Source organism: Flavobacterium granuli (assembly GCF_031456055.1).
GTDB lineage: Bacteria > Bacteroidota > Bacteroidia > Flavobacteriales > Flavobacteriaceae > Flavobacterium > Flavobacterium granuli_A.
Window position 1 is genome coordinate 414,101 of the sequence record NZ_JAVDTX010000003.1, and the last position, 14,986, is coordinate 429,086.

The window sequence follows — 14,986 nt, forward strand, 5'->3', positions numbered from 1 at the left end:
TATAGAAAAGACCGTCAATTGTGGCGGTCTTTTTTTTTGAATTATATTTTCCAAAAAAACAATAGAGACTAAGTTACTTGGCTCATTGGCAAGTTTCTCAGTCTCTACTGCATCATTAATTAGGTTGATTTATTGGTAAGCTACTTTTTAATAAAAGTTTTGGTAAACTTCTGACTACCATCATTTAATTCCAGTATATAAACCCCTGGGCTCAAATTGTTGGTGTTAATACTATTTTCATCTGCTTTTCCTGAACCTATCACAATTCCCGATGACGATATAATTCGATACGCAAATCCTTTGTTTTCGGGATTGGTAATGTTTAAAATTGAATTGGTCGGGTTTGGGAAAATATAATATGGTTCTGTAGTGGTATTGATTTCGGGAGTATTTGCATTTGCAAAAGCTATAATGGTGCTTGCGCCAATGTTAACAGTATAATCTTCGACCTCTCCAAAATAAAAGGATTCACAGGCAGTAGATGCGGATGTTCTTTTCAATGAAACTCTCATTCGGGTAGGGCCAGTTAGAGCTGATGCAGGGACTGAAAAGGCATACGAATTATTGGCATTGCTTTTTATGGTCGTAGAGACTACTTTTTCGGAGCTTTCGAAAGTCCCATTTTTATTGAAATCTATCCATACATTCCAACTTTCTTTATACATAGAAGATTTGTATCCGATACTCAATACGATTGTATTTGATCCATAAGGCAAATTACCTGTTAGATTGGTGAAGTTGCCATAACCGCCGTTTCCAACCGTTGTATTAGCTATTCCTCCGATGCCTACATAATCAATAAATTCATAAACAGAACTTGTTGCTTTGGAATTACAATAAGTCAAGTTATTTGCAGAAGTTGTTACCGATACTACATTACTGGCTCCAGATAAGTTGTCTTTTGCATCCTTGGATTTTACGGTAAATGTATAAGCTGTACTAGGACTTAATCCGGTTACAGTGTAGCTAGTTCCGGTAATTGTGTTAACCAAAGTAGCGCCATTATATACATTATATCCGGTCACGGCCACATTATCGGTTGAAGCTGTCCAAGACAAATTGGTACTTGTGGTGGTGGTGCCACTAGCAGTCAAGGCTGTTGGTACTGATGGAGGCGTTGTGTCGGTTGCCAATGTCGTAATGTTGGCTTCATTACTAGGATTCGATAAATTAGTTGCGGCATCTTTGGCTCTAACCGTAAAAGTATAGGCTGTACTCGGACTTAATCCAGTTACTGCATAAGTTGTTCCTACAACTGTTGTGATAAGGGTAGCTCCATTATAAACATTGTAGCCCGTAACACCAATATTATCGGTCGAAGCAGTCCAAGACAAATTGGTTGTTATGTCCGTAGTTCCAGAAGCTGTTAAATTGGTTGGTGCTGTTGGGATCGTTGTGTCTGCTGGACTAGGCAAGGTAGTTATGGACGCATCATTACTAACGGCAGATAAATTTCCAGCAGCATCTTTTGCTTTTACAGTAAAAGTATAAGCAGTAGATGCAATCAACCCTGTCACAGCATATGTTGTTCCGGCTACAGTAGTTATTAAGTTGGCGCCATTATATACATTGTAACCAGTTACGGCTACATTATCGGTGGAAGCTGTCCAGGACAAATTAGTTGTGGTGTCTGTAGTTCCCGAAGCTGTTAAATTAGTTGGTGCCGATGGTGCGGTTGTGTCTGTAGGCCCCGCATATGCTTCTCCGACACCTACTGCATAAAAGGCATTGGTGGTAGCAATTACTTCAGCTGACCCGGCTCCGTATAAATCGGTTGCCGCTTGAATGCCATAGGTTCTGGCATTGGCATAAGTTGAATTGGCTGTTAGGTAAACACTTTCTAGCCTAAAGGTTATTTTGGCAGCCTTTTCGATAGTGATTCCCGTTACCGAATAGCTCTTGCCTTTATCATTTGTACCTGATTTTCCAACTGATAAAATATAAAACCAGTGATTCAATACCCCGCTATTGGTATGGACGCCACAATAATCATTATAACTGAACGGAAAACTGCAATTTGGGTTTTTCCAGTTGGTTCCGCCATAAGTATCGGGTTGGCCTTCTGCTTTTGGATTACTCATGGATCTCAAAGACAAATGTCCCGATCTTCTTTCAATATCTTCGCCAATAAGCCAAGTCGATTTACTAGGGGCCGCAAAATATTCAATACAGGCACCCCAGATATCTGATAAAGCTTCGTTCATGGCCCCAGATTCTTTTTGATAGGCTAAATTGGCTGTCTTTTCGCAGACGGCATGGCCAATTTCATGTCCTATAACATCTATCGAGGTCAGGATATCAAAATTGGTTCCGCTACCATCGCCATAGGTCATTACGGATCCATCCCAATAGGCATTGTCATAGGCGACATCATAATGAACATAACTTTTGATGGCTGCACCTGCGTTATCAAAACTGTTTCGACCATGAACGATTGACCAATAATCATAAGTTTTTTCAGCTCCCCAGTGCGCATCAAAAGCTCCGTTGTCTTTGTTGGCATTATTATATTCGGCAGCTGTCCAGTTATTGTCGGCATCAGTAAAATTTACAGCAGCGCTGTAATTAGTGCCTTTCTTCATATTGAAAGTGTTAATTCCGTTTCCTCTTGTGGCATCGGCCAATATGTAGTTGGCTCCGCTTAAAGTTGTTTGTATGGTTTGTGAACCAGTGTAACGGGTATCGGCATTGGCTGCGACGACTATTTTGTTTTGGTTTCCAGAAAGGACTTCTCCTTTTCCGTGACTGTATTCCCCGATATGTTTGATGGTGGCGTTATAAAATAAAGTTTCTCCTGTTATGGCATCGATGTAAATATCCCCACGACTTACTGGTTTTGTGGCATAGATGTCAAATTTATAAACTAATCGCAAAGGAGTGTCTTTCGTGTTAGAATTATCCCCATCCAAAATTGGTAGCCAAACTAATTCGCCAATCGGTTTTTTGTAGTTGAACATTTTGGCGTCTTCTGGGATTTCCCAAAGGTAGGTTTGAGCTCCTATTTGTTGTAATGCTTTCGCAAATGCTTGGTCTTTCGATAAAGTAGGGATGGCATTCAACAAATCGGTTTTGTAGAATTCACCGTTCATCGAATTTAATTTTCCCGCTGCAGAATGTAATGTATATGTGGAAAATTCTACTTTGATACCATTATGAAACAACTGAAACTTTTCATGGGAAATGCCCAATTTATCAATTTCAGATTTGATTTTTGTAAAATTTGAATTGTCTTTTATTCCCAATTGATCTTTGAATAACTGTTGATAATCACTTATTTTATAAGTCGATTTACTGGTAAACGTTATCAAGGTAGGTATGCCTTTTTCGTTGGTGATTTTTTTTAAAACATTTTTATCTCCTTCTTGAGCCAATAACGTAAAAGTTGAAAAGGAAAAAATGATCAAACAGATACCCTTTTGAAGTAATGTATTTTTCATGGAAATATTATTAAATAATGAATAATCCGTTCTGAAAAATGGGGTAATCAAATTTATGAATATTTTTGAAATTTGAAGGAATATATTTAGTTATTTTTCTCTAAATGAGGTTTTTAGGTAGTTTTACGTGCTCTTTTATGTTTAATTGTTTCTTTTATGATATAAAAAAAGCAACTCGATTAAGAGTTGCTTTCATATTGAATTTTGTTTTTTTATTTAAAGTTGAAACCAAAGATAGCACCTAGGCCAAATTGATAGGAATAAGCATAATCTTGTACAGCAACAGGTCCCCAATATCCCCAATATGTGTCCGTACCAGCTGCAGCAACAGTTGATATAAGATTAGCTTGAAGACTTATAGAAACAATAGAAGCTGTTTTTATTTTAACACCTCCTTTGATTTCCCAAGCGAAGTTGGTGTCACTTCCACCATATGGACCTTCAGTAATAGCCATACCAATTCCACCACCTAAATAAGGAACAGCATTATTTCCGTTGTCAAAATAATGATTACCACCAATTAAGATATAATTGAATGCACCATCTCCATTAATATCTCCATTTACACCTGGATTAGCAACGTTTGGCACATCAACATCCATGGATGTGTCTAATCTTAAATATTTAAGCTCTACAGAAGTTGACTTTTGAGGAAAAAATTCTAATCCGGCACCATACGTAAAACCGTCTCCGATATCTATGTGTCCATAATCAAAATTTACGTTGTTAGAAAAGGTGTAAGTTCCATGAACATCTAATACAATATCTCCTCTATCTTGAGCCATCATACCTGCCGAAAACAAAAAAGCGATTAGTAATAAACTGTAATTTTTCATAATGTGTTTGTTTAGTTTGTTTCGATCAAAAATAGAAATAAAAAATTAAAAATATTACAAATTATATGTTAAATGATAATTGTGTGTTATAAATATGATTTAACTATTAGATAGTTATATTAAGCCTCTATTTTTAGGCTTAGGCAAAAAAAAAACAACTCGTAAGAATTGTTTTTTTAAAATTGGATAGGATGTTAATCAATTATCATTTCTGGAATTTCACCTTCGATGATCAAATTGGCTTCTGTGGAAGCAATAATGTGTTCTACGGTAACTCCTGGTGCACGTTCTAACAGTTTAAAACCTTTTGTGGTGATTTCTAAAACAGCCAATTCAGTTACTACTTTTTTCACGCAACCTACACCAGTTAATGGTAAGGTACATTTTTTAAGAATTTTGGATTCTCCAGCCTTGTTGACATGCATCATTGCTACGATAATATTCTCGGCTGAGGCTACAAGATCCATCGCGCCACCCATTCCTTTTACCATTTTTCCGGGGATTTTCCAGTTTGCAATATCCCCGTTTTCTGAAACTTCCATTGCGCCAAGGATAGTCAAATCTACGTGTTGTCCACGAATCATTCCAAAGCTAGTTGCAGAGTCAAAAAAAGAAGCTCCAGGCAGAGTCGTGATGGTTTGTTTTCCCGCATTGATGATATCGGCATCTTCATCTCCTTCAAAAGGGAAAGGACCCATACCCAGAACGCCATTTTCACTTTGAAATTCGACGTCAATTCCTTTCGGTATATAGTTGGCCACCAAAGTAGGTATTCCTATGCCTAGATTGACGAAATAACGGTCTTTTAGTTCTTGTGCAATTCGTTTTGCGATTCCTATTTTATCTAATGCCATGTGTTTTGTATGTAAAGTGTAAATAATCTAAAAAACTAAGAAATCTGTTTTCTAAAATCTGCGTTCTTCAATCTAAAATCTATTCTCTTTTTCTGGTCGTACGTTGCTCAATTCTTTTCTCGTACTTTTCTCCTTGGAAAATGCGTTGTACTAAAATCCCAGAGATGTGAATTTGGTTTGGATCCAGTGTTCCTGCTTCGACTAATTCTTCTACTTCGGCCACAGTGATTTTTGCAGCGCCACACATGCACGGGTTGAAGTTTCTAGCAGTTCCTTTGAAGATGAGGTTCCCCGCTGTATCGCCTTTCCAGGCTTTTACTATGGCAAAATCAGCTTTGAAAGCGTGCTCCATAATATGCATTTTACCATTGAATTCACGAACTTCTTTACCTTCGGCTACTTCGGTTCCATAACCGGCGGGTGTGAAAAAGGCTGGAATGCCGGCTTGTGCCGCGCGACATCTTTCGGCCAAAGTTCCTTGTGGGATGAGGTCTACTTCGAGTTCGCCAGAAAGCATTTGACGCTCGAATTCTGCATTTTCACCCACGTAGGAGGAAATCATTTTTTTGATTTGTTTTTTTTGCAAAAGCAAACCAAGTCCAAAATCATCCACTCCAGCATTATTCGAAATACAGGTTAGGTTTGTGGTTTCTTTTTGAACCAACTCGATGATGGAGTTTTCCGGTATGCCACACAATCCGAAGCCACCAAGCATAAGGGTCATTCCGTTTTCAATTCCTTGAAGTGCTTCCTGTACAGTATTTACTTTTTTGTTAATCATAATAATTCTTTTATAACTATATCGATTTCGTTTTTGATTTTTAAAAATTAGAACATTTTGGTTTTCTGTGAAGTATTATTATTTAATGAATTAAAAAATCAACTTCAATTGAAGAAAACGGATTTATAATGCAAATCTAATAAAATAATCGCACTGATTTAGTTTGAAAATTTTATTAAATTAGAATATCAAAAAGGATGATGATTTGCAGGATTTGCGTGAGGGATAAGAGCTAGCACCAAAGTAGCGCGCATAGCCCGACAGCATAAAGAAAAGGGACCGAATCACCGGATATGGTGAGTTGGTCCCTTTTCTTTATGGTGGCATGCCCCAAAGGTTTTAATAAACCATTGTCGGCATTAAATACTTTTACAATGAAAATTCTTCTGTATCTTGTTCCGGACTTGCAGTGGTGTCTTGAACAACTGCTGCTCTTGGCACGTAACAATCTACTTTTATAGATAGGTTTTTTGGTCTTTCGAACGATTCTTTGGATATTGTTAAGGCTTTGTCTTCATAACATTTATTCATAAAATATCCCCAAATAGGTAAGGCCATTGCGGCTCCCTGTCCATATGTAAGACTTTTGAAATGTGCTGAACGATCCTCACATCCTACCCAAACACCTGTTACTAAATTAGGCACCATTCCCATAAACCAACCATCGGATTGGTTTTGCGAAGTTCCTGTTTTTCCGGCAATTGGATTTTTGAACATATATGGATATCCTGTCCAACGCTTGTCTCCATTACCGCCACCTTGAGTTCTCAATCTGGCTCCAGAACCACTTTCGGTTACTCCTTCCAATAATTTAATGATAGCAAATGCGATGTCTTTGTTCAAAACATCATGGGATTCTGGTATTGGTTCGTAAATTACTTCACCGCTTTTGTTCTCGATTTTGGATAAGAATTGTGGTTTAGTATAAACACCTTGATTAGCAAATGTACTGAAAGCCGCTACCATATCTTCTACTGTAATTTCCACAGCTCCCAAAGCGATGGAAGGCTGAGTTACAATTTCGGATTTTACACCCAATTTATGAGTCAGTTCAATTACTGCTTCCGGGCTTACTTTGTCAATTAATTTTGCGGATACCGTATTGATGGAATATGCCAATGCCTGTTTTAAGGTTACCATTCCGCGGTAGTTATTGTCTGAGTTTCTAGGCTCCCAATCTTCGGTTACGTGATGACGTCCTTTGCGAATGATAAATGGACCATCAAGTATGGAATCACAAGGAGACATGTTTAATTGTTCTATCGCTGTTGCATAGACAAAAGGCTTGAAGGTAGAACCTACTTGTCTTGCTCCTTGCCCTACGTGATCGTATTGGAAATATTTGTAATTGATACCTCCAACCCAAACTTTTATATTACCCGTTTGTGGTTCCATAGACATAACTCCCGCTTGCAAAAAGTGTTTGTAATAACGGATGGAATCCATTGGTGTCATGATAGTGTCTCTTTCCCCTTTCCAGGTGAAAACCGTCATTTTTGTTTTTTCATTAAAGGATTTTATGATCTCTTCGTCACTTTTGTCCTGATCTTTCAAAATAGCCCATCTACTGGATGATTTCATGGACTGATTAATGATTCGTTGGGTTTCTGCTTCTGAAATGTTTATGAAAGGAGCATTTTTATTGTCTTTATTTTGAATAAAAAACTCTTCTTGCATATTAGCCATGTGGGCAGCAACTGCTTCTTCGGCATAAGCTTGCATTCTTGAATCAATAGTGGTGTAGATTTTAAGTCCGTCTTTGTAAATGTCGTAATCAGTACCATCGGGCTTTTTGTTTTCTTCCACCCATTTCTTCATATAATCGCGAAGGTATTCTCTAAAATAAGTTGCAGTACCTTCTCTGTGGCTTTCCAATTTAAATTTCAGTGTGATTGGAAGGCTTTGTAATTGTACCTTTTGATCTTCGGTAATGAGGTTGGCTTTTTCCATTTGCAAAAGCACTACATTTCTTCGGTTTTTTACACCAACTGGATTTTTTACCGGGTTGTAAAGTCCTGAGTTTTTGAACATACCCACTAAAATTGCCGATTCGTCAATGGTTAAATCTTTTGGTTCTTTAGAGAAATAAGTTTTGGCTGCAGAGCTAACTCCTACAGAATAGTTTCCAAAATCATACACATTGCAATACATTGCGATGATTTCGTTTTTGGTGTACTGTCTTTCCAAACGAATCGCGATAATCCATTCTTTAGCTTTTTGTATGATTCTAAAAGGCAAAAACTTAGATCCTTCTCCGTGAAATAATTGTTTAGCTAATTGCTGGGTCAATGTACTGGCTCCTCCACTAGTTCCCAAACTGGCAATGGCTCTTAGGGTTCCTCTTCCGTCAATACCAGAATGCTCGTAAAAACGGGCATCTTCGGTTGCTATTAAGGCTTGAACTAAGTTTTTTGGTAAGTCAGAATATTTTAAAGCTGAACGGTTTTGTTTGAAATATTTTCCAAGAACCACTCCGTCAGAAGAGATGATTTCGGTGGCAAGATTGGAGTCTGGATTTTCAAGGTCTTCAAAAGAAGGCATCGATCCGAATAAACCCCAAGAGGCAAAAAGGAAAAATAAAGCAATGATTCCCAATCCATAAAAGTAAATTTTCCAAAACAGTCTGGAATAATATTTAACATCTTTATCGATGCCTTTTGTCTGAGTGTTACTTTTTTTTATAGCCATAATCGTGTTCTAATCTTTATTTTCTATTCTAAAACCTACTTCGGTAATTCCGTCTAGGAAAGTAACTCCGGGTACTTTTCCATTTTCCCTTACCGCTTGTTTGATATGTACTTTGTATTTTCCTCTGAAACGCACATTCTCTTTGTAATAGAGTTTACTTTCTTTGATATCAGTAAAACCATCACCCAATAATGTTCCGTCCGGCTCTGCCATTTGGTATTCCAAAGTATCTACTTTGGTGTAACCATTTGGGCTTTCCAAGGATACAATTAGAAAGAGATTACTGTATTTGTAATTGTCATTGTCTCTTAAATTTACAAACAAATTGTATCTTTTTGTCGAATCCAAAACAGGTAAGTCAAAAGTGACTATGCTGTCTTTATTCCAAGCGCTTCCCACAGATTTATACTCGTCAAAAACCCTTTTTTTATCACATGAAAAAAGGAGTACTGCCACCAAAAGCAGCAAAAGACTATTCTTTATTCTCATTTTTTTTAATAATTATAGGTTTTCTAGGTTGCTCTGCTTTGTTTTCGTCTGAAGCGGGACGATTATTGTTGGATTTTTTGCGATTGTTTTTATTGCGATTTTTATTGCCGTTATTGCTGTTCGGATTTTCCTTAGTTGGATTCTCTTTGTTTGCAACGTTAGCATTTGCATTGTTCTGAGGATTGTTTTTTTGAATGGCTGGTTGTTTATTTGCATTGTTAGGAACAATCACATTTTCACCGGCTACTCTAGGTTTTTTGTTTGGTTTTTTCTTTCTCTTAGGTTGATCAAAACGTGTTAAGCTTTCTTGACCCATTGCATTATTGAAATTTTGTTCTGGTTCTGCAACTATTTCAATTGCATAGTCTTCAAGAGAAGAAACCTTGTTTTTTAGTTTATTTTCGGCAATGATTTCTTTGACTTGATCAATTTTTAGGATATGCCAGTTGGCAAAATTATTCGTGTAGGCAAACCACATTAATCCTTTGAAAATGTCTTGTTTTTGACAAATAGCATCTCCTTTTTCGGTAACCAATTTGGTGTCAAATTCTGGAAAGTCTTTTAAGGCGTCCATGTAAGTGTCTAGTTCGTAGTTCAAACAACACTTCAATTTACCGCATTGTCCAGCCAGTTTTTGTGGATTTAAAGACAGTTGTTGGTAACGAGCTGCCGAAGTGTTTACACTTCTAAAATCCGTTAGCCAAGTAGAACAACACAATTCTCTACCACAAGAACCGATTCCTCCCAAACGAGCAGCTTCCTGACGGAAACCTACTTGTTTCATTTCCACTCTTGTGGCAAATTCTTTGGCAAAATCTTTGATTAAAAGTCTAAAATCGACTCTATCATTGGCTGTATAATAGAACGTGGCTTTGGAACCATCGCCTTGAAATTCAATATCAGAAATTTTCATTTCCAGTTTTTGTGCAATCGCCAATTCGCGCGCACGAACCTTCATTGGTTCTTCTTTATTTCGGGCTGTGGTCCAAATATCGATGTCTTTTTGAGAAGCTTTTCGATATACTTTTGGAACTTCATTGCTTAAAGGATTGACTCCTTTTTTCTTCATTTGAATCTTTACCAATTCTCCTGTAAGTGTCACGATTCCAATATCATGTCCAGGTGAAGCAACAGTTGCCACGATATCGCCCATACTCAAAGTTAGATTCTCGGTATTGCGATAAAATTCTTTTCTACCGTTTTTAAAACGGACTTCCACACAGTCAAAAGGAGCTTCGCCATTGGGCAAACTCATGTTCGAAAGCCAATCAAAAACCGTTAATTTATTGCAGCTATCGGTGCCGCAAGTCCCATTATTTTTACAACCCTTTGGTGCACCACCGTCTGAAGTTGAACAACTTGTACATGCCATAATAATATATGTAGTATTGCTATAAAAGCAATTTAAGTTCGTATTACGTTTAATGGGTAAAGATAGTATTTTTTTGGTTTATGTTACAAGGGGCAAAAACTCGAAAAAATCATAAAATTATGCTAATGCAAAAAGTGAGGATGTAAACGAAAAGGGTGATGTTTCATAAAAATGCTTTTGTTTAGTAAATAACTGATTATTTAGATTATTGTCTTTAAAATTTTAAGCTTTTTTGATTTATTTGATTTTTCCTGATAATTGTTTAATTTGTGTCTAACATTCTGATAATGAGTAATTTTTATCTTAAGTAATTGATTATTTTTTTAACTTTATTACTTTATTTTTCGAGCACTACTTTCTTTACAAGATTTATAAATTTCAAAATCCAATAATTATGAATAAGAAAAGTTTACTATTGCTTGTAGTTACAGTATTGTTTTGTTGCTGTGGCTATGCACAACAACCCACTTTTAATGGGGTTGTGAAATTGGATGTTCGAGAGTCCACCCCTGATTGGAAACCTTATATCCGCAAAAAAGCTCCGGAAGGCTCACCCAATGTACTTTTTATTCTTTATGATGATACAGGTCTAGCCGCTTGGTCCCCTTATGGAGGCAGAATCAGTATGCCTTCTATGGATAAGTTGGCAGCCGATGGTATAACCTATACCCAGTGGCATACCGTTTCTCTTTGTTCACCAACTCGTTCTTGTCTTAATACCGGTCGTAACCATAACCTTAACGGTATGGGAACCATCACAGAAGGAGCGAATGGTTTTCCGGGTTACAGTTGCCAGCTGCCTGAACAGACGGCAACGATGGCTCAAATTTTGCAGCAGAATGGCTGGAGTACATTTTGGTTAGGGAAGGATCATAACGTTCCGGAAACAGATCTTTCGGCTGGAGCCAATAAAAGTCAATGGCCATTGCAACAAGGTTATGATCGTTTCTATGGTTTTATTGGAGGCGAAACCAATCAGTTTTATCCAGATTTAACCGAAGACAATCATGCTATCGAACAGCCTTACGGACCTGAGAAGGGATATCATTTGTCCAAAGATTTGGCTGACCAGGCAATTAAAATGTTAAGTGATCAAAAATCGGCCAATCCATCTAAGCCATGGTTTATGTGGTTTTGCCCTGGAGCCAATCACGCGCCACATCAAGCACCGAAAGATTATATTGCAAAATACAAAGGAAAGTTTGATGACGGTTATGACGCTTATCGCAAATGGGTATTGCCCCGTATGATTGAAAAGGGAATTTTGCCTAAAGGGACCAAATTAACCGAATTTAATCCGATGTCTCAAGATCAGGCCAACCCAGGTGATTTTGTGCGCCCTTGGAATACGCTTAGTGCCGATGAAAAAAAATTATTTTCTCGTTTGTGTGAAGTCTATGCGGCATTTTCAGAATATACTGATGTTCAGATTGGACGTATCATAGACCATTTGAAAGCTTCTGGTCAGTATGAAAACACCCTTATTTTGTACGCAGCGGATAATGGAGCATCTGGTGAAGGAAGTCCGAATGGTTCTGTAAACGAAAACAAATTCTTTAATGGGTATCCTGATGATTTAGCCGAAAACATGAAAATGATAGATGATTTAGGTGGCCCAGATACTTACGAACATTATCCAACTGGATGGGCATCAGCTTTTTCAACTCCGTTTAAAATGTTCAAACGATATTCTAATTATTCTGGAGGTACAGCCGATCCCTTGGTAATTTCCTGGCCAAAAGGTATTAAAGCGCGAGGTGAAATTCGCAATCAATACCACCATGCTGTAGATATTGTTCCTACTGTTCTTGAAATTTGCGGACTTGAAATGCCAAAAGTGTTCAAAGGAGTTGATCAGTACCCATTATCCGGGGTTTCTATGAAATATACTTTTGATGCGAAACCGGATGCGCCTACCCAAAAACACGTACAGTATTACACTATGTTGGGAACTCGCGCCATTTGGCAGGACGGTTGGAAAGCAGTTGCGGTTCACGCACCGCTAACCGGTGTTGGTAAATTTGATCAGGATAAATGGGAATTGTATCATACAGATGTTGATCGTTCAGAATCTGTTGATTTGGCTCAAAAAAATCCGGAAAAGCTAGAGGCACTAAAAAAATTGTATATGGAGGAAGCATTGAAAAATAATGCTTTGCCTCTTGATGATCGTCCCGCAGTTGTTCAGGCTGGCATTGAACGTCCGACCGAAGAAGCGGTGAGAGACAGCTATACTTACTATCCTCATACGAGTCAAGTTCCTGAAGCAGTAGCGGTAAACATTAGAGGAAAATCATATAAAATTGTCGCCAATGTTGAAATTAAGGAGAATAACGCTTCGGGAGTTATCTTTGCCCATGGTTCTCGTTTTGGAGGACACAGCTTATTTATCAAAGATCACAAATTGTACTATGTTTATAATTTCCTTGGAATTACAGAACAGCAATTAGTGTCTACGGAGTCTGTTAAACCTGGGAAATATACTTTTGGGATGGAGTTTGCCAAAGAAAAATCGGGTGACCATAAAGAATCAATAGGGCCAGCTAAATTGTATATCAATGATAAGCAAGTAGGAAACAACACCATGAAAGCACAAGTGGGTAAATTTACTCTAGTTGGAGATGGTCTGTGTGTGGGATATGATAGTGGGGATCCTGTAAGTAAACTATATCCATCATCCAGTAAGTTTGAGGGAGGAACGATTTCCTTCGTAACGGTGAGTACGGGTAAAGAACAATACCTTGATTTGGAACGAGAAGCAGCTAGAGCTTTCAGTAAGGAATAATTCGTTTAAGAATATAGACGTTTAGTTTAGATAGAATTATAATCAAGAAACGAAAATAGGCTGTTCAAAAGAACAGCCTATTTTCGTTTCTAATTTTGGCTATTTTAATAATTGACCACTGAAAATATCGTTTTTAACCTACTTTAAAGCATGGAACCAAAAGGCATTGTCGAAAGCATCAATAAAATGGATAGTGTTTTTTCATCAGGGGGATTGGAATATAATAGTCCAAAAACTGGTTTGTCGTTGTATATTTTTAATGTCATTATTTCTTGACCACTGATTTTAATGTCTGTTTGGTTTCCACCTTTGCCGTTTTCAATGATAAAATGTACTTTATTAAGTTCTCCATCTAAAAAATATGGACTTATGGATGATTCAGAATTGTTCCAAAAATCAGGTGTTTTTTTTATCGAAGATTCGTTTTTGCCATCCCAAAATTGTGAGAGATTGTTTTTGGAACCGATACGATCTCCCTTTTTTAGCTTAAAATACCCAACGGTATCTTTTTCGCGGATTAAATAACACATTTGTTCGGGGTTAATAGATCGATTAACTTTTATATTACCGTTGAGATTGTTTGAATAGGATTTATAACCATCTGCTTCTTTGGTTACTTCACTTTCTTTCTCTTCACGAGTTTCTTCAATAAAAGGAATTTCACAAAAATAATGGGTGTTATCGTTTGTGTCTATGAAACCAAATTTTGTGATATATCCCATTGCTCTAATTTTATCGGTGTTCAAACCCGTTAAAGAGGTGAATGTTGAGTTGAATAAATTGTTGCCGAAATTATTTTTCCTTTTTGTTTTTCGGGTTTTGGTGTTTTGAATAATCCATTCTTGTTTCAGCTGAATCAGTTCAATAATGGAATCGTTTTTTGAAACGAAGTTTAATTTTTTGGCATTCGCCAATGTTTTATCGGTATCTAAAAATAAACAAGCAGGGGTAACTTCCAATTTTAATTCTCTTTGAGGATTAACAGCGAATAATGTTTGAGCGACGGTATCAAAAGCCTGAAGAAAAGAATCAGTATGAGCAGGAAGTTTTCTAAATAAAAGCTGTCCAGCAGGCAATGGTGCCCGTTGCATTTCGACCATCATTTCATTTGAAAAGATTACCGCTTTATTACTTCCGTCTACAATAGATACTTTGAATTGCAAATAATAAGGGGCATAATCCAGACTTTTAAATGCGGGATATGTGTTGAAGAGGGAACTGCCTTTGTCAGTTATTGGATATGGGCCATTGTCAAATACTTGAAGGAACAAATGCCAACTGCCGGGAGTGCCTTTTTTTAAATCAGTTTTAAATTTTGGATGTTTATTGAAGTCGCCTAACCTTTTTAGGTCCCATTGAGGATTTAAAATAGTTGCATTCCAACGATTGCTTATTGCAGTCAGAATGCTTTGCTTCATTTTATCTGCTATTTCGGGATCGGTTGCTAAAATTACCCTAGAATCAGAAAAAGAATCGAATTCATTGCTGGATACTGTAATAGAGGAGTTGTAAGCATACTCCATTTTTTCGACCAGGATGGTTTGTTTTTCTGTCGATTGAGAAAACGAACCATAAGAAAGTAAACAAAACAAATATGTTGCAAATGGTTTGATGAAATTTACGGATTTGAATCTGTTTTCCAACATATTGATCTATGATTTTGAACATATTGTTACAATCAAAGATACAAATTTTATTAAATCACAAAATTTCTATTGGTTCATTTGTTGATTGCTCAAAACCA

At 37.1% G+C, this 14,986-nt stretch carries 9 protein-coding genes; 1 reads left to right on the top strand and 8 read right to left on the bottom strand.

All coding sequences use genetic code 11. The features are described 5' to 3' along the window. Positions 1–140 precede the first annotated feature (140 nt). The 7 genes from J2W95_RS08835 to J2W95_RS08865 all read right to left on the bottom strand — a co-directional run bounded on the left by J2W95_RS08835 (position 141) and on the right by J2W95_RS08865 (position 10,457). Complete coding sequence (locus J2W95_RS08835; protein ID WP_310006041.1) at positions 141–3,437, bottom strand: M4 family metallopeptidase; 3,297 nt, start codon at positions 3,435–3,437, stop codon at positions 141–143. A 212-nt stretch (positions 3,438–3,649) separates the two neighbouring features. Next, positions 3,650–4,273, bottom strand: coding sequence for a hypothetical protein (locus J2W95_RS08840; protein WP_310006043.1), 624 nt, complete (start codon positions 4,271–4,273; stop codon positions 3,650–3,652). A 194-nt stretch (positions 4,274–4,467) separates the two neighbouring features. Continuing rightward, the gene (locus tag J2W95_RS08845; protein WP_310006045.1) at positions 4,468–5,127 is read right to left on the bottom strand and encodes a CoA transferase subunit B; all 660 of its coding nucleotides are present in this window, start codon (positions 5,125–5,127) and stop codon (positions 4,468–4,470) included. Between the two features lie 79 nt (positions 5,128–5,206). Beyond that, the gene (locus J2W95_RS08850; RefSeq protein WP_310006047.1) at positions 5,207–5,908 is read right to left on the bottom strand and encodes a CoA transferase subunit A; all 702 of its coding nucleotides are present in this window, start codon (positions 5,906–5,908) and stop codon (positions 5,207–5,209) included. 369 nt (positions 5,909–6,277) lie between these two features. Continuing rightward, on the bottom strand, positions 6,278–8,596 hold the full coding sequence (locus J2W95_RS08855; RefSeq protein ID WP_310006048.1) for a penicillin-binding protein 1A: 2,319 nt from the start codon (positions 8,594–8,596) through the stop codon (positions 6,278–6,280). A 9-nt stretch (positions 8,597–8,605) separates the two neighbouring features. Next, positions 8,606–9,085 carry a gliding motility lipoprotein GldH gene (locus J2W95_RS08860; protein WP_310006050.1) on the bottom strand — a complete coding sequence of 160 codons (480 nt, stop codon included), beginning with the start codon at positions 9,083–9,085 and terminating at the stop codon, positions 8,606–8,608. After that, entirely contained in the window at positions 9,069–10,457 is a 1,389-nt protein-coding gene (locus J2W95_RS08865; protein WP_310006051.1) for a PSP1 domain-containing protein, read from the bottom strand. The genes J2W95_RS08860 and J2W95_RS08865 overlap by 17 nt, the downstream gene beginning before the upstream one ends. A 394-nt stretch (positions 10,458–10,851) precedes the next feature. On the opposite strand from J2W95_RS08865, the gene J2W95_RS08870 reads away from it, so the two are divergent. Further along, positions 10,852–13,242, top strand: a complete 2,391-nt coding sequence (locus tag J2W95_RS08870) for an arylsulfatase (protein WP_310006053.1) — start codon at positions 10,852–10,854, stop codon at positions 13,240–13,242. A gap of 143 nt (positions 13,243–13,385) precedes the next feature. Here J2W95_RS08870 and J2W95_RS08875 read toward each other — a convergent pair whose 3' ends face one another. Continuing rightward, positions 13,386–14,888 carry a hypothetical protein gene (locus tag J2W95_RS08875; protein WP_310006055.1) on the bottom strand — a complete coding sequence of 501 codons (1,503 nt, stop codon included), beginning with the start codon at positions 14,886–14,888 and terminating at the stop codon, positions 13,386–13,388. Between the last annotated feature and the right edge of the window lie 98 nt (positions 14,889–14,986).

What these genes read in the sequence shown, in the direction of transcription:
- J2W95_RS08855 (WP_310006048.1), bottom strand. Translation starts at nt 8,596, where the DNA reads ATGGCTATAAAAAAAAGTAACACTCAGACAAAAGGCATCGATAAAGAT.
- J2W95_RS08875 (WP_310006055.1), bottom strand. Translation starts at nt 14,888, where the DNA reads ATGTTGGAAAACAGATTCAAATCCGTAAATTTCATCAAACCATTTGCA.
- J2W95_RS08865 (WP_310006051.1), bottom strand. Translation starts at nt 10,457, where the DNA reads ATGGCATGTACAAGTTGTTCAACTTCAGACGGTGGTGCACCAAAGGGT.
- J2W95_RS08860 (WP_310006050.1), bottom strand. Translation starts at nt 9,085, where the DNA reads ATGAGAATAAAGAATAGTCTTTTGCTGCTTTTGGTGGCAGTACTCCTT.
- J2W95_RS08840 (WP_310006043.1), bottom strand. Translation starts at nt 4,273, where the DNA reads ATGAAAAATTACAGTTTATTACTAATCGCTTTTTTGTTTTCGGCAGGT.
- J2W95_RS08850 (WP_310006047.1), bottom strand. Translation starts at nt 5,908, where the DNA reads ATGATTAACAAAAAAGTAAATACTGTACAGGAAGCACTTCAAGGAATT.
- J2W95_RS08835 (WP_310006041.1), bottom strand. Translation starts at nt 3,437, where the DNA reads ATGAAAAATACATTACTTCAAAAGGGTATCTGTTTGATCATTTTTTCC.
- J2W95_RS08870 (WP_310006053.1), top strand. Translation starts at nt 10,852, where the DNA reads ATGAATAAGAAAAGTTTACTATTGCTTGTAGTTACAGTATTGTTTTGT.
- J2W95_RS08845 (WP_310006045.1), bottom strand. Translation starts at nt 5,127, where the DNA reads ATGGCATTAGATAAAATAGGAATCGCAAAACGAATTGCACAAGAACTA.